Origin of the sequence: Curtobacterium sp. MCBA15_001, assembly GCF_001864835.1 — a bacterium.
Lineage (GTDB): Bacteria > Actinomycetota > Actinomycetes > Actinomycetales > Microbacteriaceae > Curtobacterium.
Window position 1 is genome coordinate 600,725 of record NZ_MJGI01000025.1, and the last position, 24,877, is coordinate 625,601.

Below are 24,877 nucleotides of genomic sequence, written 5' to 3' on the forward strand. Positions count from 1 at the left end.
GACGTGTGACAGGGCCGGGACGGACCATCCGCCGCGGCCCGATCGATGTGGATCTGTGGAGGCCAGCTTTGCCAAAGGCATCAGACGTCGTCTTCGTCGACGGCGTGCGGACACCGTTCGGACGCGCCGGGGAGAAGGGGGTGTTCTGGCGGACCCGCGCCGATGACCTGGCAGTGCACGCGATGCGCGGCCTGCTCGACCGGAACGCGTCGCTCGACCCCGCCGCCGTGGACGACGTCGCGGTCGCGGCCACCACGCAGCAGGGTGACCAGGGGTTGACGCTCGGCCGGACCGTCGGGATGTTGGCGGGCCTCCCGAAGTCGGTGCCCGGGTACGCCATCGACCGCATGTGCGCCGGAGCCATGACGAGCGTCACGACGCTCGCCGGCGCCATCGCGTTCGGCGCAGCCGACATCGCGCTCGCCGGTGGTGTCGAGCACATGGGTCGCCACCCGATGGGCTTCGGCGCCGACGTCAACCCGCGCTTCGTCGCGGAGCGCATGGTCGCGAGCGACGCGCTCGTCATGGGCAGCACGGCCGAGCGTCTGCACGACCGCTTCCCCGCCATCACGAAGGACCGCGCGGACGCCTACGCGGTGCAGTCGCAGCAGCGCTACGCCGCCGCCTGGGGCGCCGGCAAGCTGCAGCCCGACGTCGTCCCGGTCGAGGTCAACACCGGGCAGGGCTGGGACGTCGTCTCGACCGACGAGCCGCCGCGTCCCGGCACCACCCTGGAGGCCCTGGCCGCCCTGAAGACGCCGTTCCGGCCCCACGGACGGGTCACCGCCGGCAACGCGGCCGGTCTCAACGACGGCGCGACCATGAGCCTGCTCGCCTCGGACGCCGGCGCGGAGCGCTTCGGTCTCGCGCCGAAGATGCGGATGGTCTCGTTCGCCTTCGCCGGCGTCGAGCCCGAGGTGATGGGCGTCGGCCCGGTCCCCGCCACCGACAAGGCCCTGGCGAAGGCCGGTCTGTCGATCGACGACATCGGCCTGTTCGAGATCAACGAGGCGTTCGCCGTCCAGGTGCTCGCGTTCCTCGACAACTACGGCATCGCGCAGGACTCCCCGAACGTCAACGCGTGGGGCGGCGCGATCGCCGTCGGCCACCCGCTGGCATCGAGCGGCGTTCGTCTGATGAACCAGCTCGCCGCACAGTTCGCCGAACGCCCCGACGTCAAGTACGGCATCACCACGATGTGCATCGGGCTCGGCCAGGGCGGCACCGTGATCTGGGAGAACCCGCACCACAGCAAGTCCGCGGAACGCTCGGCTCGGAAGGCGGCCTGACCATGACCCTCGTCGACAACGACCAGCTGCTCGCGCTCTCCGAGGACGAGGTCGTCACGCACTCGTACCTCAAGCACGTCGCGCTCCCCTCGGGCGGCACGCTCGGGCTCATCACGCTCGACAACGGCAAGGACTTCAAGCGCCCCTCGACGCTCGGTCCGCGCACCCTGATCGAGCTCTCCGGCGTCCTCGACACGCTGCAGACCGAGGCGGCGAACGGCACCGTGCAGGCCGTGGCGATCACCGGCAAGGAGTACTGCTTCGCGGCCGGGGCTGACCTGTCCCAGGCGGCGTCCGTGCCCTCGCGGGCGGTGGCGCACGACCTGGCGGCCCTCGGACACGCGACGCTCCGCAAGCTCAGCGACCTCGGTGTGCCGTCGTTCGCGTTCATCAACGGCATCGCGCTCGGCGGCGGCCTCGAGGTCGGGCTGCACTGCACCTACCGGGTGTTCTCGTCCGCGGCCCAGGGCATCGGGCTGCCCGAGGTATTCCTCGGCATCATCCCGGGCTGGGGCGGCGCGACGCTGCTCCCCCGCCTGATCGGGCCGGAGAAGGCGCTCCGCGTCATCGTCGAGAACCCGCTCAAGAACAACCGCCTGATGGACGGGAAGGCCGCGGTCGACCTCGGCATCGGTGACGCACTGATCCCGTCGGTGACCTTCCTGCCGTCCGCGGTCGCGTGGGCCGACGGCGTCGTGTCCGGCGCCACGAAGGTCGTCCGGAAGAACGAACCCGGCATGCTCGAGAAGGCCGCGTGGGGCACCGTCGTCAAGGTCGCCCGCTCGCAGGTCGCGTCGAAGATCGGCACGGTGCCGAAGTCGCCGTTCCGTGCCCTCGACCTGGTCGCTGCCGCCAAGTCCGGGTCGCTCGACGAGCGCTTCGCCGGCGAGGACGACGCCCTGGCCGACCTGCTCTCCGGCGACCAGTTCGCCGCGTCGATGTACGCGTTCGACCTGGTGCAGAAGCGCGCCAAGCGCCCGGTCGGAGCCCCCACGGACGTCGAGCCGAAGAAGATCACGAAGGTCGGCGTCCTCGGCGCCGGGCTCATGGCCTCGCAGTTCGCGCTGCTGTTCGCCCGCCGCCTCGGGGTCCCCGTCGTCATCACCGACGTCGACCAGACCCGCGTCGACGCCGGTGTCGCGCGGATCCGGGCGTCGATCGAGGAGATGCTCGGCAAGGGCCGCCTGTCGCAGGACGACGCCAACCGCATCACGGCGCTCGTCACCGGCTCGGTGTCGTACGACGCCTTCGCCGACGCCGACTGGGTGATCGAGGCCGTGTTCGAGGAGATGAGCGTCAAGCAGGAGGTGTTCCGGAAGATCGAGCAGGTGATCGCCCCGGACGCGATCCTCGCCACGAACACGTCGTCGCTCTCCGTCGCCGAAATGGCGTCCGTCCTGCAGCACCCGGAACGCCTGGTCGGGTTCCACTTCTTCAATCCGGTGGCCGTCATGCCCCTGGTCGAGGTCGTCCGCGCGTCGCAGACCTCGGACGAGGCCGTCGCCACCGCGCTGGCCGTCGCGAAGACCCTGAAGAAGACCGCGATCGTCACGGCCGACCAGCCGGGCTTCGTGGTCAACCGGGTGCTCGCCCGCGTGCTGGGCGAGGCCATGCGCGGCGTCGAGGAGGGCACCGGCTTCGACGTCGTCGCCGCGGGCGCCCAGCCGCTCGGGCTGCCGATGTCGCCGTTCGAACTGCTCGAGCTCGTCGGACTGCCCGTCGGTGCCCACGTGCTCGACTCGCACCACGCCGCTTGGCCCGACCGCTTCTACCCCGGCGACGGGCTGAAGCGCATCGCGGAGCACGGCACGATCCTGACCCGCGACAAGAAGGGCTCGGTCACCGGGTACGACCCGGCCGCGGTCAAGCTCGTCGCGCCGGCCAAGAAGGACGCGAAGCCGGTCGACGCCGCCGAGATGCAGCGCCGGTTCGAGGACGCCCTGGCCGACGAGGTGCACCGCATGCTCGACGACCAGGTCGTGCAGCACGTCGAGGAGATCGACCTCGGGCTCATCCTCGGTGCGGGCTACCCGTTCCAGGCGGGCGGCATCAGCCCCTACCTCGACCGCAGTGGCGCGTCCGAGCGGGTCTTCGGCGGGGCGTTCCACGACCCGGCGATCGTCGGCCCCGAGTCGCGCTAGGCCGAGGCATCGTCCAGCGCGGATCGCTCCCGCACAACGAGAAGCACCCCGCACCACGGATCGCCGTGGCGCGGGGTGCTTCTCGTTGTGCGAACGCGGAGCGCACCGGCGCGGCGGTGCGTGCGAACCAGCCCGGCGCGCCTACCGCTCGGCGGACTCCCGCGAGCGGGCGGGCTTCGCCTGGGGCAGCTTCGTGCCGACGACCTGGTCGAAGACGTCCCGCGCGATGGCCTCGGCGGTGAGCCCGACGTCGGCCAGGATCTGGGAGCGGGTCGCGTGGTCGATGAACGCGTCCGGCAGCCCGAGCTCGTTCACCCCGGTGTCGACCCCCGCCGCGCGCAGGTCCTGCCGCAGCCGCGTGCCGACGCCGCCGACGCGGACACCGTCCTCGATCGTGATGACGAGCCGGTGGGTGCGGGAGAGCTCGATGAGCGAGGACGGGATCGGCACCACCCATCGCGGGTCCACCACGGTCACGCCGATGCCCTGCGCCTCGAGCAGCGCCGCGGCGTCGAGCGCGATCGGCACCATGGAGCCGACGGCCACGATGAGGACGTCCTCGTCCGCGGTGTCGGACGCGTGCAGCACGTCGACCCCGTCGGACAACCGGGACGTCGCCGGGATGTCCGGGCCCACCGGACCCTTCGACCACCGGAGCACCGTCGGGGCGTCGTCGATCGCGACGGCCTCGCGGAACTCCTCGCGCAGGGTCGCAGCGTCCCGCGGGGCCGCGATGCGGATGCCGGGGACGACCTGCAGCAGCGCCAGGTCCCACATGCCGTGGTGCGACGGCCCGTCAGGACCGGTGACGCCCGCGCGGTCGAGCACGAACGTCACGCCGGCGCGGTGCAGCGCCACGTCCATCAGGACCTGGTCGAATGCACGGTTCAGGAACGTGGCGTACAGCGCCACGACGGGGTGCAGTCCGCCGAACGCCAGTCCGGCTGCCGAGGCGACCGCATGCTGCTCGGCGATGCCGACGTCGATCACCCGGTCGGGGTGCCGCTGCTGGAACAGGTGGAGCCCGGTCGGGCGGAGCATCGCAGCCGTGATCGCGACGATCCGCGGGTCCTCGTCGCCGACGTCGGCCAGCGAGGACGCGAACACCGAGGTCCACGACGGGCCCGAGGCGGTCTCGAGCGACTCCCCCGTCTCCGGGTCGATGTGCCCGACGGCGTGGAACTGGTCGGCCTGGTCGCGCAGGGCCGGTTCGAAGCCGTGCCCCTTCTCGGTGATGGCGTGCACGATGACCGGCGCGCCGTACTCCTTGGCCTGCCGGAGCGCGCTCTCCATCGCCTGCTGGTCGTGGCCGTTGACCGGCCCGATGTACTTGATGTCGAGGTTCGAGTAGAGGGCCTCGTTGTTCGTCAGCCGCGACAGGAAGCCGTGCAGACCACCGCGCATCCCCCGGTAGACCGCACGGCCCGGTGCGCCGAAGCGGTGGGCCGCCGCGCGGGTCTTCTCGTACAACGCGCGGTACTCCCGCCGCGTCCGCACGGAGTTGAGGTACCGGGCCATGCCGCCGATGGTCGGCGCGTAGGACCGTCCGTTGTCGTTGACGACGATCACGAGCCGCCGGCCGTTGTCGTCGGAGATGTTGTTGAGCGCCTCCCACGTCATCCCGCCGGTGAGGGCGCCGTCGCCGACGACGGCCACGACGGTGCGCTCCGACTGCCCGGTCTGCGTGAACGCCCGTGAGATGCCGTCGGCCCACGACAACGACGACGACGCGTGCGAGGACTCGACGATGTCGTGCTCGGACTCGCTGCGCTGCGGGTAGCCGGCGATGCCGCCCCGCTCACGCAGGTGCGAGAAGTCCTGCCGGCCGGTGACGAGCTTGTGCACGTACGACTGGTGCCCGGTGTCGAACACGAAGGGGTCCCGCGGCGAGTCGAACACCCGGTGCATCGCGAGTGTGAGCTCGACGACCCCCAGGTTCGGCCCGAGGTGCCCACCGGTCTTGGCGACCTCGGCCACCAGGAAGCGACGGATCTCGGCGGCGAGTTCGGTCATCTGCGCGTCGCTGAGACGCTTCAGGTCGCGCGGGGACGTGATGCTGGTGAGCAGACTCACGGGCGCTCCTTTCGTCGTGCTGTCGGCCCACACTATCCGCGGGACCCGACAACGGACAGGAGGCCCGTGGCGGGTTCGCCACGGGCCTCCCGTCCGGTCCGGACCGCGTCAGCAGTCCGTGGTCACCGCGCTCAGACGAGCGAACGGAGCACGTACTGCAGGATGCCGCCGTTGCGGTAGTAGTCGGCCTCACCGGGGGTGTCGATGCGGACCACGGCGTCGAACTCCACGGTCTGCTTGCCCTCGGGCGAGTGCGCACTCGGCTCGGCGGTGACGTGCACCGTCTTCGGCGTGGTGCCCTCGTTGAGCGCGGTCAGCCCCGAGATCGAGACGGTCTCGGTGCCGTCGAGCCCGAGCGACTCGACCGACTCGCCGGCCGGGAACTGCAGCGGGACGACGCCCATGCCGATGAGGTTCGAGCGGTGGATGCGCTCGAAGCTCTCGGTGATGACCGCCTTGACGCCGAGCAGGTTGGTGCCCTTCGCCGCCCAGTCACGGGACGAGCCGGAGCCGTACTCCTTGCCACCGAAGACGACGAGTGGGATGCCCTGCTCCTGGTAGTGCTGCGATGCGTCGTAGATGAACGACTGGTCGCCGTCGGGCGTGGTGAAGTCACGGGTGTACCCGCCCTCGACCCCGTCGAGCAGCTGGTTGCGCAGGCGGATGTTGGCGAACGTGCCGCGGATCATGACCTCGTGGTTGCCACGACGCGAGCCGTAGGAGTTGAAGTCCTTGCGGTCGACGCCGTGCTCGGCGAGGTACTGGCCCGCCGGGCTGTCGGCCTTGATCGAGCCGGCCGGCGAGATGTGGTCGGTCGTGACCGAGTCGCCGAGCTTCGCCAGCACGCGGGCACCGGAGATGTCCGACACCGCGTCGGGCGTCATCGTCATGCCCTCGAAGTACGGGGGCTTCCGCACGTAGGTCGACTCGGTGTCCCACTCGAACGTGTCACCGGTCGGGGTCGGCAGGTTCTTCCAGCGGTCGTCGCCCTCGAACACGGAGCCGTACTCGTGGGTGAACATCTCGGTGTCGATCGAGGTGTCGATGACCTGCTGGACCTCGGCCGCGTCGGGCCAGATGTCCGCCAGGTAGACGTCGTTGCCGTCCGTGTCGGTGCCGAGCGCGTCCTTGTCGAAGTCGAAGTGCATCGACCCGGCGAGGGCGTACGCGATGACCAGCGGCGGCGACGCCAGGTAGTTCATCTTGACGTCGGGGTTGATCCGGCCCTCGAAGTTGCGGTTGCCCGAGAGCACCGCGGTGACGGCCAGGTCGTTGTCCTGCACGGCCTGGGAGATCTCCTCGGGCAGCGGGCCCGAGTTGCCGATGCAGGTCGTGCAGCCGTAGCCGACCGTGTAGAAGCCGAGGTCCTCGAGGTAGCTGGTCAGGCCGGCCTTCTCGTAGTAGTCGGTGACGACCTTCGACCCGGGCGCCAGGGTCGTCTTGACCCACGGCTTGGCCTTGAGGCCCTTCTTGGCCGCGTTCCGGGCCAGGATGCCGGCGGCCATCATGACCGACGGGTTCGACGTGTTGGTGCAGGACGTGATCGCGGCGATCGCGACGGCACCGTGGTCGATCGTGAACGGGTCGCCGTCCGCGATCGCGACCGACGTCGGCTTGGACATGGAGCTCGGCGCGCTCGAGGCGTGCGCGGGGACCTCGGATGCCGGGGCGTCCTGCAGGTCGTCGACGGCGTGCTCGTCGCCCGGGGCGGCGGCGACCGGGTCGGACGCCGGGAAGGTGTCCGCGACGGCCTTGTCCTCTTCCGAGTGGTCGATGCTGGCGTAGTTGGCCAGGTCGACCTCGAACTGGTCCTTCGCCTTCGACAGCTCGATGCGGTCCTGCGGGCGCTTCGGGCCGGAGATCGACGGGACGACCGTCGACAGGTCCAGCTCCATGTACTCGGAGTAGGCCGGCTCGACCGAGGCGTCGTGCCACAGCCCCTGGGCCTTGGCGTAGGCCTCGACCAGGGCGATCTGGGCCTCGTCGCGGCCGGTCAGGCGCAGGTAGTCGAGCGTGACGCCGTCGACCGGGAAGATCGCCGCCGTGGAACCGAACTCGGGGCTCATGTTGCCGATCGTCGCGCGGTTCGCCAGCGGGACGGCGCTGACGCCCTCGCCGTAGAACTCGACGAACTTGCCGACGACGCCGTGCTTGCGGAGCTCCTGCGTGATCGTGAGGACCACGTCGGTCGCGGTCACGCCGGCGGGGATCTCCCCCGAGAGCTTGAAGCCGACGACCTTGGGGATGAGCATCGACACCGGCTGGCCGAGCATGGCGGCTTCGGCCTCGATGCCACCGACGCCCCAGCCGAGCACACCGAGGCCGTTCACCATCGTGGTGTGCGAGTCGGTGCCGACGAGCGTGTCGGGGTAGGCGTAGGTCTCGCCGTCGAGGTCGCGCGTGTAGGTGACCTTGGCCAGGTACTCGATGTTGACCTGGTGCACGATGCCGGTCCCCGGCGGGACGACCTTGAAGTCCTCGAACGCGGTCTGGCCCCAGCGGAGGAACTGGTAGCGCTCCCCGTTCCGCTCGTACTCCAGGTCCGTGTTGCGCTGCAGTGCGTCCTCGCGACCGAACAGGTCGGCGATGACGGAGTGGTCGATGACCATCTCGGCCGGCGACAGCGGGTTGATCTTGTTCGGGTCGCCACCGATCTCGGCCATGGCCTCGCGCATGGTGGCGAGGTCGACGATGCACGGCACGCCGGTGAAGTCCTGCATGACGACGCGCGCCGGCGAGAACTGGATCTCGGTGTCCGGTTCGGCGTCGGGACGCCAGGACCCGAGCGAGCGGATCTGGTCCGCGGTGACGTTCTTGCCGTCCTCGGTGCGCAGGAGGTTCTCCAGCAGCACCTTGAGGCTGTACGGGAGCTTCTCGTGGCCGGGCACGGCGTCGATCCGGTGGATCGCGTAGTCGACACCCCCGACCGTCAGCGTGTCCTTCGAGCCGAAGCTGTTGACTGCAGCCACTGTGCCGCCTCCTGAGTTCGTCGGTGTGCCCCCATCCAAGCGGGCCGCAGCGCGTCCCACCAGCAAGGCAAACCTAATCCCGCGTGCGGTGAGCCGCCCGGGGAAAGTGTCTTGATGTCGAGAGAACTCTACACCGCGCGGGCGGTGTCGTCGGCCTCGTCGCGGTGGAACACGGTGCGCACGAGCAGCCACGTGACCCAGAGCAGCGCGGCGTAGAGCGGGACGCCGGTGATGAGCTTGATGCCCGCGAGGAGTTCGACCTGCGCGGTCAGGTAAAGCGGGACCTCGATGACCAGGCGGAGTGCGAAGAGCCCCACCCACATCCACGTCGCGACGGTGAGCACGCGGCGCTGAGCCCGGTCGGCGCGCCAGTCGTGGGCCGTGCCGTCGGCGTTCGGCGGGAGCAGGAACCCGACGATGACGCCGATGAGCGGCCGGCGGATCGCGAGCGTCACGAGGAGCACGACCAGGCAGACGACGTTGATGACGATGCCGGGGATGAAGTTGCTCTCGGCCTTGCCCGTGAACAGGGCGAGCGCCGCCGAGACCGCCACGCCGAGGATGCCCGCGAACGACATCGCCACCGACTGGCGCTGCACCAGACGAGCCACGACGAACACCAGTCCGACCGCGACGGGGATGAGCACGCTGGGGACGAGTTCCTTCGTGATCGCGTACACGACCAGGAACGCGAACCCGGGCAGCACCGACTCGGCGACGCCACGGACGCCACCGATCGCGGTCACCAGGGCACGGCCCGTGGGGGCCTCGCCCGGCGCGACCTGCCCGATGCCGGCGTTCCGGGCCGCGTCGCGTAGCTGCGCCTGCAACGACACGGGCGCCTCGCGCTCGTCCGCGAACGGGTCGGACGCGGCGGGGTCAGACGTGACCCCGTCGTGGTCAGCGGGGTCGGGACGGTCGGACACCGGGCCTCCAGACGTCAGATCGCCGACTGCGTCGACTTCGGCATGTGCAGCGGGATGAGGTCACGCGGCGGCATCGGCGTACCACCACGGACGACCACGACGCTGCGGAACAGGTCCTCGATCTCCTCGGCATCGTCCGGCGACTCGGCGGCCTTGCCGGCGATCACGCCGCGCAGGAACCAGCGCGGGCCGTCGACGCCGATGAACCGGGCCGGTCGTTCGCCCGCGACGCCACCGTCACCGTCGACCATGACGGGGACCGAGGCGCGGAGCTCAGGGCCGAAGGGGCCGTCGACCTCGGTCACGGAGCCACCCTGGCGCTCGATCTGCTCGGCGATCTGCGCGCGGATCTCGTGCCACAGCCCGGTCGAGCGGGGCGCGGCGAAGGGCTGGACCTGCAGCGTGGACTCGTCGTAGTCGAGCCCGACCGCGACGACACGCTGCGAGCCCTCCTCGACCTCGAGCCGCAGGTGCAGACCCTCGCGCGGCAGGATCTTCACGCCGCCCAGGTCCACGTAGGGCCGGACCGGGTTCGCCTCGGTCTCGTCCAGCGGGCCGAGGTCCTCACGGTCCTCGGGGGCGGACTTGCCGGTCGGTGCGACGGCCACCACCTCGTCGAGGCCGGCGTCGGCCTCGACGGCGATGTCGACCTCCGGAGAGGTCCCCGCCACCTCGACGTCGTCGGCGACCTGTCCGGCCACCTCGACCTCGTCACGCTTGCGTCGCCCGATCCTCATCGCTGCGTCCCTTCCTGCTCGTTCGTGACACCGTAGCCCGACGAGCCGAAGCCGCCCTGGCCCCGCACGCTCTCCGGCAGGGCGTCGACGCGGGTGAAGACCGCCTGGGCCACCGGCATCACGATCATCTGCGCGATGCGGTCGCCGACCTGCACCGCGTACGGCGTGGTGGCGTCGGTGTTCAGCAGCGCCACCTTGATCTCGCCCCGGTAGCCGGCGTCGACGGTGCCGGGTGCGTTCACGATGGTGATGCCGTGCTTGGCCGCGAGGCCGCTGCGCGGGACCACGAACGCCGCGTGCCCCTCGGGCAGCGCGATCGACAGGCCCGTCCCGACGAGTCGGCGCTCGCCCGGAGCGAGCTCGAAGGCCTCGGCCGACACCAGGTCGGCACCGGCGTCTCCGGGGTGGGCGTAGCCGGGAGGGTTCTCCCCGGTCCAGAGCACGTCGACTGGTTCGGTCACGTGTCGAGGGTAGTGCAGACCGTGACCGTTCCGTGACCTCAGCCGACTCGTGGTCGAATGGTCTCGTGACCCTGTACCGCGAACGCCTCTGGGCGCCGCCGAGCCTGTACCTGGCGACGGCGCTCGTCATCCCCGCGAGCCTGCTCGTGTTCCTGCCGATCAACATCCTGACCGGCGTCATCGTGGCCGTCCTGATGGAGCTGGCGGTCCTGGTGCTCCTCTGGGTGCTCGCGCCCGTGGTCGAGGTGACCGACACCGAGTTCCGCGCCGGCCGGGCGCACCTGCCGCGCGACCTGGTCGGCGACGTCGCGGCGTTCGGCGGTGCCGAGGCGACGACCCAGCGCGGCCCGAAGCTCGACGCCCGGGCGTGGACGCTCTTCCGCGGCTACGTCCGGGACGTCGTCCGCGTGGAGGTCCGCGACGCGGCCGACCCGACGCCCTACTGGCTGGTGAGCGTGCGCCGACCCGACAAGGTCGTCCAGGCGCTGCAGTCCTGAAGCCGTTCCGCAGACAGACGGGAGGCCCGGTGCCAGCTGGCACCGGGCCTCCCGTTCGTTCGTTGCGTGCCTAGAGCGCGGCGCACTCCGCGCAGACCGGTCCGAGCTTCGACTCGTGGTCGAGCTGCGAACGGTGCTTCACGAGGAAGCACTCGACGCACGTGAACTCGTCGACCTGCGGGGGGAGCACGACGACGTCGAGGTCGACGTCGCTGAGGTCCTGCCCGGCGAGCTCGAAGCTGCCGGGGTTGTCGGAGTCGTCGTCGACGACCCCCGACATCTTGTCGGGCACGCGCTCCTTGAGGGCCTCGATCGACTCCGAGTCGGAGTTGTCGTCGGTCTTCCGGGGGGCGTCGTAATCGGTGGCCATGCCCATCCATTTCTCGTATCGAGAGGTCGTCGCCGGAGATCGGCGGCGACAGTATCCAACACGCGCCGCCCCGATGCAAACTGAACGCCGAGTGGCTCGTCTGGCCGTGCAACCCGGCGATGGTGCGGTCCATTCCCGCAGTCCGGGAACCGCGCCGACCCACCTGGGACACGGACCCCGCGGCACGCCCGTGCGCCTCCCTCGGATCGGCCCGCTCGCGCTGCATACTGCCCGGGTACGACGCACGACCCTCGTGACGCTCGGAAGGCGGAACCATGCAAGACGTGAGAGTCATCGGAGTGGAGTCCGGGGCACTCCTGCTCGCGACCGACGGCGGCAGCGAGTTCCGCTTGCCCGTCACCTCGGCGCTGCCGGGGCAGGTCCGGCAGGCGAACCCCGACGGGACGCCGCACAAGCGCGTGTCCCCGAAGGACGTCCAGGCGCGGATCCGCGGTGGCGCTGACGCAGCCGACGTCGCCTCGGCACTCGACGTCGACGTCGAGTACGTCCGTCGCTTCGAGGGTCCCGTCCTGGCCGAGCGCGCCTTCGTCCTCGACGCCGCGCGACGGGTCCCGGTCACGCCGACCGAGGACGCCGCGCCGGACACCTTCGGCGAGGCGATCACCGCCCGGCTCGACGCCGGCGAGGCCTCGGCCGTGACCTGGTCGAGCTGGAAGCACGTCGAGAACGGCTGGACCGTGCAGGTCCGCTACACCGCGACCGAGGTCGAGCACGACGCGCAGTGGCGCTTCGACCCGAAGACGTCGACGCTCACGCCCGAGAACGGCGACGCGCACCGGCTGTCCCACACCGAGGACGTCGGGCTCACCCCGCGCCTGCGCGCCGTGGAGTCGACCCAGCAGGACACCGACGGCACCCGCTTCGACTCCGGCGCCTTCCGCGTCGACGAGCCGGACGAGGACGTCACGAACCCCGACGTCGCCGAGCGTGCCCCGCTGCGCCCGCCGCTCCCCCGCATCGGCACGGCCCAGATCGAGGAGCGCGCTCCCGGCAACGAGACCGCCGACCTGCTCGAGGCCCTCCGCCGCCGTCGGGGCGAGCGCGAGTCCGTCGCCTTCGCCGAACAGCCGCAGGACGAGTCGCGCGGCTCGGTGAGCGTCGTCGACATCCCGCTGCAGGGCTTCGAGGACACGAGCGACACCGGCCCGCAGCCGGAGGCCCGACCGGCGTCGGCGCCCGAGGCCGAGGGGCGTCAGGAGCGCAAGAAGCGCAGCCGTCGCTCGATGCCGAGCTGGGACGAGATCGTCTTCGGCACGCGGCCGGACGACGACCTGGCCTGAGCGTCGCTTCGGCACCCGGACGCGTGATCCGGAGGCGACGACCTGGCCTGGTCCGGGTCGGTCCGACCCCGACCGCTACGTCTGGTTCGCGAAGGCCCCTGCCAGGCGCAGAGGCACGCCGACCTCGTCGTCGGTCAGCGCCCCGTGCTGCCCGATCATCCGCTTCGGGTCCTTGCGCGGGTCGAGCTCCCGGTCGTCGTTGAACGCCCACGAGCCTCGCGCCACGACGAGCACGTCGCCGATGCGCGGCAGGACGTCCTCTGCCACGGCACCGAACCACCCGGCCGCCACCGCCTCGTCACGACTGGCGACGTACGCCCGCTTGCCCACCGACACGCGCCAGGCGTCGACGAGCGCGGGCACGTCGGTCCCCGGTGCGACCGTGAGCTGCCGGCACCGCGGGTCCCCCGCCACGCCGACGACGTCGACGAGCAGGTCCGGGTCCATAGCGATGTTCGCCTCGGCCGGTACGTCGAGCACCCCGTGGTCGGCGGTGACGAGCACGCCGACGTCCGGCGCGACGCGGGCGTCCAGCCGGGCGAGCTCGCCGTCGAGCAGCTCGAGCGACGCCGTCCACCGGTCGGACTGCCACCCGTGCTTGTGGCCGATCGAGTCGAGCTCCGGAACGTAGAGGTAGACCAGCGCCCGCCCCGTCGCGGTGGCGGCGATCGCGGCGTCCACCCGGTCGGGGATCGAGTCCGCCGCGACGTACCGGGCGCCGCCGAGCACGTTCGCCGTCATCCCGGACGAGCGGTAGCGCGTGGGACCGACGACGACCGGGTCGACCCCGAGTCCGGCGGCCGCTGTGAACAGCGTCGGCGACTGCAGCCAGCCGGCCGGGACCTCGTCGTCCCACCCGCTCAGCAGGTTCATCACCGTGCCGGTGTCCGGGTTCCACCCGCTGTAGCCGACCACGCCGTGGGTGCCGGGCGAGCGCCCGGTCGTCAGCGTGGAGAGCGCCGCCGCGGTCGTCGTGGGGAAGCCGCTGCGCAGCCGCTTCTTCGTCGCGGCGAGGAACCGGGCGTGGCCGGCACGCGCGCTCAGCGCGTTGGCCCCCAGGCCGTCGACCAGCACGACGACCGCGGAACGGGCGGGACGGAGGGCGATCCGTGCCTCCAGGCCGGTGCTGCGCAACCATGCGTCGTCCGCAGCGCCGAGCGCGACGAGACAACTCGGGAGCACGTCGGCGAGGTTCGCGGTGTCGTCGGGTGTCGTCGGTACGCTGGTTGCCATCCCCACGAGTCTCCCAGATCCCACTGGGCCTGGTCCTCGTGGGACCGCAGAGAGGTGTCATGGCACGCACGGACGCAGTCGGCCTGCCCGACGGTGAGCGCATCGAGGACGTCGACGTCTCCGAGGAGATGCAGGGCTCGTTCCTCGAGTACGCGTACTCCGTCATCTACTCGCGCGCGCTCCCCGACGCCCGCGACGGCCTCAAGCCCGTGCAGCGACGCATCCTGTACCAGATGTCCGAGATGGGGCTGCGGCCGGACCGCGGCCACGTCAAGAGCGCCCGCGTCACCGGCGAGGTGATGGGCAAGCTGCACCCGCACGGTGACGGCGCGATCTACGACGCCCTGGTCCGCATGGCGCAGCCGTTCACGATGCGCGTGCCGCTCGTCGACGGGCACGGCAACTTCGGCTCGCTCGACGACGGCCCCGCCGCCGCGCGGTACACCGAGGCGCGCCTGGCCGAGCCGTCCATGGCGATGACCGCGGGCCTCGGCGAGGACGTCGTCGACTTCGTCCCGAACTACGACAACCAGATCATGCAGCCCGGCGTGCTGCCCGCCGCGTTCCCGAACCTGCTCGTCAACGGGGCGTCGGGCATCGCGGTCGGCATGGCGACGAACATGGCGCCGCACAACCTGGGCGAGGTGGTCGAGGCCGCCAAGCACCTCCTGATGAACCCGCAGGCCACGCTCGAAGAGCTGATGGAGTTCGTCCCCGGTCCCGATCTGCCATCCGGCGGCACGATCGTGGGGCTGTCCGGCGTGCGGGACGCCTACGCCACCGGTCGCGGCACGTTCCGCACCCGGGCGAAGGTCGCGGTCGAGTCACTCACCCCGCGCAAGACCGGCCTGGTCGTCACCGAGCTGCCCTACCTGGTCGGACCGGAGCGGGTGATCGAGAAGATCAAGGACGGCGTCCAGTCCAAGAAGCTCGTCGGCATCTCGGACGTCAACGACCTCACCGACCGCAACCACGGCCTGCGGCTCGTCATCGGCATCAAGTCCGGCTTCAACGCGTCCGCAGTGCTCGAGCAGCTGTACAAGCACACGCCGCTCGAAGAGGGCTTCGGCATCAACAACGTCGCGCTGGTCGGCGGATCGCCCCGGACGCTCGGGCTGCGCGAACTGCTCGACGTGTACGTCCAGCACCGCATCGCGGTCGTCACCCGGCGCTCCGAGTACCGTCTCGCGCGTCGCCGGGAGCGGCTGCACCTGGTCGAGGGGTTGCTCGTCGCGATCCTCGACATCGACGAGGTCATCGAGGTCATCCGTTCGTCGGACGACTCCGAGGCAGCGCGCACCCGGCTGCAGGACGTGTTCGACCTGTCCGAGGTGCAGGCCGAGTACATCCTCGAACTGCGGCTCCGGCGCCTCACCAAGTTCTCGCGGCTCGAGCTCGAGGGCGAGCGCGACCAGTTGCTCGCCGAGATCGCCGCCCTCGAAGAACTGCTCGCGTCGGACGACCGACTCCGCGCCCAGGTGGCCCTCGAGCTCACGGAGGTGTCCGACCAGTTCGCCACCCCGCGTCGCACCCTGCTGACCGAGGCCGACGCCCCCGTCCGCGGTGGTCGCAAGGCCGTCGTCGACCCCGAGGACCTGCAGGTCGCCGATGCCCCGTGCCGGGTGCTGCTCTCCACGACGGGTCGGGTCATCCGCGTCGACGTGGCGCCGTCCGAGCTCGACGTCGTCCGGGTCCCCAAGCGCTCCAAGCACGACGCCGTCCTGTCGTCGGTGCTCAGCACCGTGCGCGGCCAGGTCGGAGCACTCACGGCCACCGGTCGTGTCGTGCGGTTCTCCCCCGTGGACGTCCCCGCGGTCCCGCCGGCAGCCGTCCGGCTCGACGCCGGGGTTCGCATCAACGACTACGTCGGCATCCCCCGGAACGAACGGGTCGTCGCGATCGTGGACCTGACCACCGCCACGGCCGACTCGCTGGCGATCGGCACCGCGCAGGGCGTCGTCAAGCGTGTGGTCCCCGGCGCCTGGCCGGACAAGCCCGAGTTCCCCGCGATCGGTCTGAAGTCCGGCGACGCGGTGGTCGGTGCCGCCCAGGCCCCGGAGACCGACGACCTGGTGTTCGTCACCTCGAACGCCCAGCTGCTGCGCTTCGGCGCCGGGGCCGTCCGGCCGCAGGGGCTGCCCGCGGGCGGTGTCGCCGGTGTCGCCCTGGCATCGGGAGCGTCAGTGATCTGGTTCGGGTCCGTCACCCCGTCCGAGGACGCCGTCGTCGCCACCGTGTCGACCTCGTCGTCCGCGCTGCCGGGCACCGAGACCGGGCGCGCCAAGGTGTCCGCGCTGTCCGAGTTCCCCGCGAAGGGCCGGGCGACGCAGGGGGTCCGTGCCCACGCGTTCCTGAAGGGCGAGGACGGCCTCACCGTGGCGTGGGCCGGCATCGCGCCGCCGCACGCGGTCGGTGCCGACGGGGCCGCCCGAACGCTGCCGGACTGGATGTCCAAGCGCGACGGGTCGGGCAGTCCGCTCGACGCCGAAGTCGCGTCGATCGGCGGCAGCGCCCAGTCACACTCCTCGGCGAGCACGACTGACGCGGACTGAACTCTGCCGTCGTCGGAGGCAGCGGCTCCCGATCTCGGCGTGCGCGCGCCTCAAGCGACACGTCTCCGCCGACAGTCGGCACTGATCTGTCGCTTTCGCGGGGGTGACGGGCGCGACCACCCACCGGACGGGAGGCCCGGTGCCAGCTGGCACCGGGCCTCCCGTCCGTCGCGTGCCGCGGCTACACGTCGATGCGGTCGCGGTCCAGGCCCTCGCCCGCCAGGATGAACTCCTTGCGCGGGGCCACGTCGTTGCCCATCAGCAGCTCGAAGACCTTCGCGGCCCCCTCGGCGTCGCTGACGTTCACCCGACGCAGGGTGCGGTGCGCCCGGTCCATCGTGGTCTCCGCCAACTGGTCCGCGTCCATCTCCCCCAGGCCCTTGTAGCGCTGGATCGGCTCCTGGTACTTCTTGCCCTGCTTGGCGAGCTTCTTCAGCAGCGTCTGGAGCTCCTGCTCGGAGTAGGTGTAGATCGTGTCGTTCGGCTTGCCGCGGTTCACCACGACGACCCGGTGCAGCGGCGGCACCGCGGCGAACACCCGGCCCTGCTCGATCATCGGCCGCATGTACCGGAAGAACAGCGTCAGCAGCAGCGTCCGGATGTGCGCCCCGTCGACGTCGGCGTCCGACATGATGATGACCTTGCCGTAGCGCGCCTGGTCCAGCTCGAACGTGCGGCCCGACCCGGCCCCGATGACCTGGATGATCGAGGCGCACTCGGTGTTGGAGAGCATGTCCGAGACGGACGCCTTCTGCACGTTGAGGATCTTCCCGCGGATCGGCAGCAGCGCCTGGTACTCGCTGTTCCGCGCGAGCTTGGCGGTGCCGAGCGCGGAGTCGCCCTCGACGATGAAGAGCTCGGTGCCCTCGACGTCGTTCGACCGGCAGTCGGCGAGCTTCGTCGGCAGCGAGGAGTTCTCCAGCGCGTTCTTCCGACGCTGCGTCTCCTTGTGTGCGCGGGCCGAGATGCGGGACTTCATCTCGGAGACGACCTTCTCGAGCAGCATCGCGGCCTGCGCCTTCTCGGTGCGCTGCGTCGAGGTGAGGATCTCGGTCATCCGCGTAGCGACCACCTGGTCGACGATCTTGCGGACCGCCGGGGTGCCGAGGACCTCTTTCGTCTGGCCCTCGAACTGCGGCTCGGGCAGCCGGACGGTGAGCACCGCGGTCATGCCCGCGAGCACGTCGTCCTTGTCGAGCTTGTCCTGCCCGACCTTGAGCTTGCGGGCGTTCGCCTCGACCTGGGTCCGCACGGCCTTCATCACGCCGCTCTCGAAGCCGGTCTGGTGCGTGCCGCCCTTGGGCGTGGCGATGATGTTGACGAAGCTGCGGAACACCGTCTCGTAGCCGCCGCCCCACCGGAGCGCCAGGTCGACCTCGCACGAGCGCTCGACGTCGGTGGAGACCATGTGGCCCTTGTCGTCGAGCATCGGCACGGTCTCGGTGAAGGTCCCGGTCCCCTGCACACGCCACACGTCGGTGATCGCGGAGTCCGGCGCCAGGTGCTCGACGAACTCGCTGATGCCGCCCTCGTACCGGAAGCGCTCCACCACGGGGCCGCTCTCGATCGGGACGCCGGTCGCCGCTGCGCGCTCCGCCGCTGCCTGGATCGCTGCCGGGCGCTCGTCGGTGATGGTCAGGCCGAGCCCCGGCACCAGGAACGCCGTCTGCCGGGCGCGGGTGACCAGGTCGGACATGCTGAAGGCGGCGTCCTTCGTGAAGATCTGCCGGTCCGCCCAGTACCGGATGCGCGACCCGGTGACGCCCTTGCGCACCTTGCCGACGACGCGGAGCTCGCTGCCCGAGGTGAACGGCGCGAAGGGCGCATCCGGGCCGATGCCGTCGGCGTCGTCGAAGACGCCCGGCTCGCCGCGGTGGAACGACATCGCGTAGGTCTTGCCGCCGCGGTCGACCTCGACATCGAGGCGCTCGGACAGCGCGTTCACGACCGACGCGCCGACACCGTGCAGGCCGCCCGAGGCCGCGTACGACCCTGAGCCGAACTTGCCGCCCGCGTGCAGCTTCGTGAAGACGACCTCGACGCCGGTCAGGCCGGTCTTGGGTTCGACGTCGACCGGGATGCCCCGCGCGGTGTCGGTGACCTCGACGGAGCCGTCCGGGAACAACCGCACCCCGATCTCGTCACCGTGTCCGGCGAGGGCTTCGTCGACGGAGTTGTCGATGATCTCCCACAGGCAGTGCATCAGGCCGCGCGAGTCGGTCGACCCGATGTACATGCCGGGACGCTTCCGGACAGCCTCGAGTCCTTCGAGGACGGAGAGATGGCGCGCGGAATAGTCGGAGCTCACCCATCGAGCCTACCGAGCGGGCGGACACCCCCGCGATGACACCCGCTCTGGGGATGATCGATCCGCGCTCAGCGAAACGGGGAGCCGCAATGCCCTGCTCCCAGCCATCACGTGTTGAAATGGGTCAACCAGCCCGCACCAGTGCGAGTTGCCCGACCCGCACCCCTGCGATCCGTGAGGAGCACAGCAATGACCCAGACCGTGCAGGACCTCTCCATCGACGAACTCGGCAACCACCAGCTCACCGCTGCCGACCGCTGCGACAGCTGCGGAGCGCAGGCCTACATCCGCGCCACCATGGCCAGCGGCGAACTGTTCTTCTGCGCCCACCACGGCGCCGAGTTCAAGGACAAGCTCGCGGCGACCGCCATCGAGTGGCACGACGAGAGCAGCCGACTCCACGAGTCGAAGTAGTCGCGTCCGACGCGACCGCACAGCACACGGGAGGCCCGGTACCAGTTGGTACCGGGCCTCCCGTCGTTCCGTGGCCGGTCAGAATTCCCGGTTCAGCGCCCAGGCAGCGCCACGGTAGCTGTTCGGGCCCCATTCGCCGTCGATCGGGCCGCTGTACTGGCCGTGCGCAGCCGCCCAGCGCTGCAACGCTCGGATGACCTCCTCGCTCTCCCAGTTGTGGAGGTCACCGGCTCGGAAGTACCCGCCCTTCGCGAGCTGCTCCGAGACGCCGGTCCACGAGTTCGGCCCCATCACGCCGTCGATCGGTCCCTTGTAGCCGTAGTAGCCGGCCATGCTGCCGAGGCACTGCAGGCGCTTGTAGAAGATCGTGCCCGGGACGCCGTCGAACTCAGTCGTGGTCGTCGGGACCGAGCTGCAAGCGCCGGCGATCCGTGGCGTCGAGGCTTCGGCAGGTGCCGGCTGGATGACTGCCCCCGCGGTGGTCAGCGACATGACGAGTGCGCTGAACAGGACGATGACGTGCTTGGTGTGGTGCATGAGACCTCCTTGTTGGCCTCCAACATGTCACATCCGGCGCATCAGCACAGGAGTTGCCGTCCGTTGCCATCGGGAACGACGGAAGGCCGGGCCCGATCGGGCCCGGCCTTCCGTCGTCATCTTCGATGACGCACCGCTGTCAGGCGATGCGCTTGAAGGCCTTGTCGACGTAGCGGTCGACCGTGGCACGCGCCTCGTGTGCGTAGCGGTCGATGTCCGCGGTCCGTGCGGGGTCCGGGGCGTACGCGCGGCCGAGCCGTGCGGTCGCGGCGGCGAGCACGGCATCGGTGAGCGCCGGGTTCAGCGGCAGGAGCGGACCCTGCGCGTGCGTGCCGAAGGAGGTGCCGACGACGGCTCCCTCCACCGGCTGCCCGGCCTGGTTGCCGCCGCCCGACACGACGTCTGCGAAGGGGGTGACCCCCGCGCCGAGTTCGATCCTGGTGGCGTGGTCCTCGAACGCGGCGAGACGCTTCGACGCACCAGCAAGCAGCGGGTAGCGGGTCTCGAGCACGAAGTAGTTCACCCGACGCTCGGCGCCGCGGACGGCCCGGGCATCGAACACGCCGAAGCCATCGACGGGTGCGCCGTCCGTGGGGACGACCTGACGGGTGGCGAGGTCGAAGCCACCACCGACGGCCACGATCGGCACGCCGGCGGCGGCGAGGTCGCGCAGCGGGGCGGCCACCCGGGTCACGTCCGCACCGAGGGACCGCATCGCGCTGAGCGGGCCGTTGCCGATGACGACGACGTCGGCCTCGGTGGGCAGGGCGTCGCCCGGCGCGTACTCGAGCACCTGGGTGTCCAGGTCGGCCGCTGCCGCCCGGCGGGTCAGGGCGACGACGTTGCCGCGGTCGCCGGAGACCCCCATCTGGCGCGGGTACACGTGCAGGATGGTCAGGCGATCGGCCGTCATGCGGTCTTCTCCAGGTCCGGGTGGCCCAGGGCCTTGCGGGCGATCATCATGATCTCGTAGTTGACGATGAAGTTCTTCGTGCCCGAGGTGGTCGGGCCGAGCCCCTGCATGAGTTTGATCGCTGCTTCGACGTCGGGCTCCACCGTGCCGATCCGGACACCGGCGTGCTCGAGGGCGATCGCGATCTGCCAGGCCTTGTCGCCGGAGACCACGTCGACGTGGTCGAGCCTGGAGAAGTCGATGTCGTAGATCCAGGAGATGTCCGGCGTGCCCTCGTCGATCGCCATGAGCACCTGTTCCGGGTGCGCCGGCAGGGCGTCGAGGTTCAGCTGCAGGCTCGCGGCGTTCTTGAACATCGTGAACTCGGCCGACTCACCCGCGATCGGCAGTCGCTCGCCACGGCCGTACGCCGGCTTCATCGTGGAGAACGCCGTGGTCACGGCAGCGGCACGGAACTGGGTCCCGAGTGCTGCGCTGGCGGTTGCGGTCGCGGCGGCGGCGTCGACCGCGTAGTGGAGGCCGCGCGCCGGCAGCCGGACCGGGATCTCGGTGCCGTCGAACGCGATCGTCGCGGCGTCGCCGGTGTGCGCGGTGACCTCGGCGTCGATCGTGGTCGTGGTGGCGTCCGCGCGGTCGAAGTCGTCCGCGTTCTGCAGCCCGTTCGGGCTGGCCGCGACGATCTCCGAGCTCGCGCCGAACCGGAGCACCCGCTGGCCGGTCGTGCCGACGTAGGCGTCGAGGAACTGGTCGTCGTGGTTGGTGATGACGTTCGCGGACGACAGGGCCGCCGTGTCGAGCATCATCGTGGCGACGCGTTCGGTCTCGAAGAAGCGGTACAGCTGGTCGACCTGCACGTTGAGCATCGTCACCGTGGACGGCGACAGGATGCCGGCGAGCTCCACCGCGAACGCTTCGTCGACCTCGAGGATGCCGATGTCCGCCTTGAGCTTGCCGCTCAACGAGACCTCGGACAGCAGCGCCGATGCGATGCCCTGCGGCAGGTTGGCGCCGGACGGGTTCGTGAAGACCCGGAGCCCGTGCGCGCGGACGATCTCGGAGATCATGTGCGTCGTCGTGGACTTGCCGTTCGAGCCGAGCACGAAGACGACCCCGTTGGGGAACTGCCGCGTGACGTGCTGCAGGAAGTCCGGCACGAGCTTCAGCACGATGAAGCCCGGGTACGCGGATCCCCCGCCCCGCGCGCGAGCGAGGGCGCGGAGGATCCGCCCGATCAGGATCGGGATGAAGAAACGCACGTGCGGCCTACTCGAGGTAGTCGCGCAGCGACTGCGACCGCGACGGGTGGCGGAGCTTCGCCATCGTCTTGGACTCGATCTGACGGATGCGCTCACGCGTCACGCCGAACGTGTCACCGATCTGGTCGAGGGTCTTCGGCTGGCCGTCGCCCAGGCCGAAGCGCATCCGGATCACGCCGGCCTCGCGCTCGGAGAGGGAGTCGAGCAGGCTCTCGAGCTGCTTCTGCAGCATCGTGAAGCCCACCGCGTCGGCCGGCACCACGGCTTCGGTGTCCTCGATCAGGTCGCCGAACTCCGAGTCGCCGTCCTCACCCAGCGGGGTGTGGAGCGAGATCGGCTCGCGACCGTACTTCTGTACCTCGACGACCTTCTCCGGGGTCATGTCGAGCTCGCGGGCGAGCTCTTCCGGCGTGGGTTCGCGGCCCAGGTCCTGCAGCATCTGCCGCTGGACACGGGCGAGCTTGTTGATGACCTCGACCATGTGCACCGGGATGCGGATGGTGCGGGCCTGGTCCGCCATGGCGCGGGTGATCGCCTGACGGATCCACCAGGTGGCGTAGGTCGAGAACTTGAAGCCCTTGGTGTAGTCGAACTTCTCGACGGCACGGATCAGGCCCAGGTTGCCTTCCTGGATCAGGTCGAGGAACTGCATGCCGCGGCCGGTGTAGCGCTTGGCGAGCGACACGACCAGACGGAGGTTCGCGCCGAGCAGGTGCGACTTGGCGCGCTGGCCGTCACGTGCGACCCAGCGGAGTTCGCGCTCTTCGGGCTTCGACAGGCCCGTCGAGTGCTGCAGCTTGTCCTCGGCGAACAGGCCGGCCTCGATGCGCATCGCGAGCTCGACCTCTTGCTCGGCGTTGAGCAGCGCGACCTTGCCGATCTGCTTGAGGTAGTCCTTGACCGGGTCGGCGGTGGCGCCGGTGATGGTCGTCGAGTAGACCGGTGCCTCGTCGTCGTCGGACTGCGAGATGACCAGCGCGCCGGCAGCGACGGCGTTGGCTGCCTCGACCGCGGCGGTGCGGGGCTTGTCCTCGGTGTCGTCGTCGGCGTCGTCGGTCGCGTCGACGTCGACGGGCTCGACCGCTTCTTCCTCGGCGTCCTCGTCCGAGGCCTTCTTGGTCGCCGGCTTCTTGGCGGCGGCCTTCTTCGGTGCTGCCTTCTTGGCCGGGGCCTTGGCAGCGGGTGTCTTGGTGGCGCGCTTCTTCGGCGCGGCCGTCCCCTCGGTGTCCTCGGCCGCAGCCTCGGTCACCTGGTCCGTGGTGTCCTTCGTGGGATCGATCGTCGTGCTCCGGGCAGCCATGCGATCACCTCTCTCGTCGTGCCACGTTGACGGGGTCGTGGCCTTCCCTCGCTGCCCAGGGCCAGCGCCGCAGTCTCCCCCGCGTCACTGGTCCTCATCTTCCGGGCAGCTCTGCCGCCCGCTGGACGCCGCCGGTTCGGGCAGCGCCGTCGAGGGCAGCACTAGGACCCATGTCAAGTCCCCCTGTGGATCCGGCGCTCTGGAAGACCGCCGGCCATGGGGAACCCGAACGGGTCCGTGTCTCATTATTGCACGCTCTGCTTCCGCAGGCGTGCAACGAGTGCAACCCAGAGCGGGGCCACCCGTATTCCGTCCTGCGCGTGCATGAGGGCGCGCGTGCGACGACGCGCATGCAGCAGCATCACGACGCCGATCCCGACCACGACGTACTGCACGGTGAGGGCGATCCGGAAGTTCGCCCACGCGAACACGGTCTGTCCGGTCGCGTGCGACACGGCGTCGAGCAGCGTGCCGATGCAGAACATCATCACGAAGGCCGCCAGGAAGCCGCCGACGTTCACCACGCCGTTGGCGGACCCGAGCGAGCCCATCGGGTTGAAGGAGCGCGCGAAGTCGAACCCGATGAGCGACCCCGGACCGCCGATGCCCATCGCCACGACCAACAGGACGAGCAACCAGGTCGGCGGGTGGTCCGGCCAGAGCAACACGGCGGTCCACACCAGGCCGAGCAGCCCGACGACGCCGAGCACCAGGTTCGACCGGCGGAGCGGGAACCGGGCGCAGAGGATGCCGAGCAGTGGTCCGGCCACGAACCCGACGACGACGATGACGGTCAGGAACCCGGCCGCCTCGGTCGAGGAGTACCCGAGCCCACGGAGCATCGGGACACCCCAGAGCAGGCTGAACACCGTGCCCGAGGACTGTGTGACGTAGTGCGACCAGAACCCCAGCTGGGTGCCGGGCCGGCGGAGCGCGTGCCCGAAGGTGCGGAAGGCACCCGACCAGGTGTGCGGCAAGGGCAGCGGGATCGTGTCGGTGCGCACGGGGACCGGGCCGTTCCGGACGAAGACGACGGCGAGCACCAGGCCGACGGCGCTGGCGGCGGCCGCGACGGAGAACGCCACGGTCCACCCCGCGGTGTGCAGCAGCAGGGCGAAGGGGAACGCCGAGGCGACCTGGCCGAGCTGCCCGAGGTTGCCCGTCCACTGCGAGATCTGCGGCAGGATGCGCCCGCTGAACCACATCGGCAACAGGCGGATCACCGAGATGAAGGTCATCGCGTCGCCGGCTCCGACGAGCACACGCCCCGCGATGGCCGGCCCGATCGTCGGGGACACGGCCACGACCACCTGACCCACCGTCAGCAGCAGGGCGCCGAGCAGGACGAGCCGACGCGGGCCGATCCGGTCGAGGGCGATCCCCACGGGGATCTGCAGCCCCGCGTAGACGGCGATCTGCACGACGGCGAGCGTGGACAGCACCGCGGCCGAGACGGCGAAGCGGTCCTGGGCGTCGACGCCGGAGACGCCGAGCGAGGACCGCTGCACGACCGCGAGGACGTACGCGAGGACCGCGACGCCCCAGACGACGAAGGCTCGGCGGGAGTTCACCCGACCAGGCTAGCGGCGCGGTCGGCGCC

19 protein-coding genes are annotated in these 24,877 nt (G+C 70.6%); 6 read left to right on the forward strand and 13 right to left on the reverse strand.

Annotated elements, in window-relative coordinates:
- The first annotated feature begins 68 nt into the window (after positions 1-68).
- Together BIU90_RS14830 and BIU90_RS14835 are read left to right on the forward strand one after the other, a co-directional pair.
- Positions 69-1,289, forward strand: coding sequence for a thiolase family protein (locus BIU90_RS14830; RefSeq protein WP_071300920.1), 1,221 nt, complete (start codon positions 69-71; stop codon positions 1,287-1,289).
- 2 nt (positions 1,290-1,291) lie between these two features.
- The gene (locus BIU90_RS14835) at positions 1,292-3,430 is read left to right on the forward strand and encodes a 3-hydroxyacyl-CoA dehydrogenase NAD-binding domain-containing protein (RefSeq protein ID WP_071300921.1); all 2,139 of its coding nucleotides are present in this window, start codon (positions 1,292-1,294) and stop codon (positions 3,428-3,430) included.
- Positions 3,431-3,571: 141 nt separating this feature from the next.
- Here BIU90_RS14835 and dxs read toward each other — a convergent pair whose 3' ends face one another.
- The 5 genes from dxs to dut all read right to left on the reverse strand — a co-directional run bounded on the left by dxs (position 3,572) and on the right by dut (position 10,596).
- Positions 3,572-5,503 carry a 1-deoxy-D-xylulose-5-phosphate synthase gene (dxs, locus tag BIU90_RS14840; RefSeq protein WP_071300922.1) on the reverse strand — a complete coding sequence of 644 codons (1,932 nt, stop codon included), beginning with the start codon at positions 5,501-5,503 and terminating at the stop codon, positions 3,572-3,574.
- Positions 5,504-5,634: 131 nt separating this feature from the next.
- Positions 5,635-8,472 (reverse strand): aconitate hydratase, encoded by a 2,838-nt coding sequence (locus tag BIU90_RS14845; RefSeq protein ID WP_071300923.1) that lies wholly within the window; start codon positions 8,470-8,472, stop codon positions 5,635-5,637.
- Positions 8,473-8,600: 128 nt separating this feature from the next.
- A complete protein-coding gene (locus BIU90_RS14850; RefSeq protein ID WP_071300924.1) occupies positions 8,601-9,398 on the reverse strand; it encodes a DUF3159 domain-containing protein in 798 nt (265 codons plus the stop codon).
- A gap of 14 nt (positions 9,399-9,412) precedes the next feature.
- A complete protein-coding gene (locus BIU90_RS14855) occupies positions 9,413-10,135 on the reverse strand; it encodes a DUF3710 domain-containing protein (protein ID WP_083403983.1) in 723 nt (240 codons plus the stop codon).
- Complete coding sequence (dut, locus tag BIU90_RS14860) at positions 10,132-10,596, reverse strand: dUTP diphosphatase (protein WP_071300925.1); 465 nt, start codon at positions 10,594-10,596, stop codon at positions 10,132-10,134. The genes BIU90_RS14855 and dut overlap by 4 nt, the downstream gene beginning before the upstream one ends.
- 65 nt (positions 10,597-10,661) lie before the next feature.
- On the opposite strand from dut, the gene BIU90_RS14865 reads away from it, so the two are divergent.
- Positions 10,662-11,093, forward strand: a complete 432-nt coding sequence (locus BIU90_RS14865) for a DUF3093 domain-containing protein (RefSeq protein ID WP_071300926.1) — start codon at positions 10,662-10,664, stop codon at positions 11,091-11,093.
- A 70-nt stretch (positions 11,094-11,163) separates the two neighbouring features.
- On the opposite strand, the gene BIU90_RS14870 is transcribed toward BIU90_RS14865, so the two are convergent.
- Positions 11,164-11,463, reverse strand: a complete 300-nt coding sequence (locus BIU90_RS14870; protein WP_031263038.1) for a DUF4193 domain-containing protein — start codon at positions 11,461-11,463, stop codon at positions 11,164-11,166.
- A 284-nt stretch (positions 11,464-11,747) separates the two neighbouring features.
- Here BIU90_RS14870 and sepH point away from each other — a divergent pair, with 284 nt between their 5' ends.
- Positions 11,748-12,764: a septation protein SepH gene (gene sepH, locus BIU90_RS14875; RefSeq protein WP_175470226.1), complete on the forward strand. Its 1,017-nt coding sequence runs from the start codon at positions 11,748-11,750 to the stop codon at positions 12,762-12,764.
- A gap of 75 nt (positions 12,765-12,839) precedes the next feature.
- On the opposite strand, the gene BIU90_RS14880 is transcribed toward sepH, so the two are convergent.
- Entirely contained in the window at positions 12,840-13,997 is a 1,158-nt protein-coding gene (locus BIU90_RS14880) for an alkaline phosphatase family protein (RefSeq protein ID WP_071300928.1), read from the reverse strand.
- Positions 13,998-14,056: 59 nt separating this feature from the next.
- Between BIU90_RS14880 and BIU90_RS14885 the strand changes: the two genes are divergently transcribed.
- The gene (locus BIU90_RS14885) at positions 14,057-16,549 is read left to right on the forward strand and encodes a DNA topoisomerase (ATP-hydrolyzing) subunit A (RefSeq protein ID WP_071300929.1); all 2,493 of its coding nucleotides are present in this window, start codon (positions 14,057-14,059) and stop codon (positions 16,547-16,549) included.
- A gap of 181 nt (positions 16,550-16,730) precedes the next feature.
- On the opposite strand, the gene BIU90_RS14890 is transcribed toward BIU90_RS14885, so the two are convergent.
- Complete coding sequence (locus BIU90_RS14890; protein ID WP_071300930.1) at positions 16,731-18,857, reverse strand: type IIA DNA topoisomerase subunit B; 2,127 nt, start codon at positions 18,855-18,857, stop codon at positions 16,731-16,733.
- 189 nt (positions 18,858-19,046) lie between these two features.
- Here BIU90_RS14890 and BIU90_RS14895 point away from each other — a divergent pair, with 189 nt between their 5' ends.
- Complete coding sequence (locus BIU90_RS14895) at positions 19,047-19,271, forward strand: hypothetical protein (RefSeq protein WP_071300931.1); 225 nt, start codon at positions 19,047-19,049, stop codon at positions 19,269-19,271.
- Between the two features lie 78 nt (positions 19,272-19,349).
- Here BIU90_RS14895 and BIU90_RS14900 read toward each other — a convergent pair whose 3' ends face one another.
- The 5 genes from BIU90_RS14900 to BIU90_RS14920 form a co-directional block, all read right to left on the reverse strand.
- Positions 19,350-19,808, reverse strand: coding sequence for a hypothetical protein (locus tag BIU90_RS14900; RefSeq protein WP_071300932.1), 459 nt, complete (start codon positions 19,806-19,808; stop codon positions 19,350-19,352).
- A gap of 139 nt (positions 19,809-19,947) precedes the next feature.
- On the reverse strand, positions 19,948-20,721 hold the full coding sequence (locus BIU90_RS14905) for a type 1 glutamine amidotransferase (RefSeq protein WP_071300933.1): 774 nt from the start codon (positions 20,719-20,721) through the stop codon (positions 19,948-19,950).
- A complete protein-coding gene (locus BIU90_RS14910; protein ID WP_071300934.1) occupies positions 20,718-21,977 on the reverse strand; it encodes a MurT ligase domain-containing protein in 1,260 nt (419 codons plus the stop codon). Before BIU90_RS14910 ends, BIU90_RS14905 begins: the two co-directional genes overlap by 4 nt.
- A gap of 7 nt (positions 21,978-21,984) precedes the next feature.
- A complete protein-coding gene (locus tag BIU90_RS14915) occupies positions 21,985-23,277 on the reverse strand; it encodes an RNA polymerase sigma factor (RefSeq protein WP_071300935.1) in 1,293 nt (430 codons plus the stop codon).
- 245 nt (positions 23,278-23,522) lie between these two features.
- Positions 23,523-24,848 (reverse strand): nitrate/nitrite transporter, encoded by a 1,326-nt coding sequence (locus tag BIU90_RS14920; RefSeq protein ID WP_071300936.1) that lies wholly within the window; start codon positions 24,846-24,848, stop codon positions 23,523-23,525.
- Positions 24,849-24,877 lie beyond the last annotated feature (29 nt).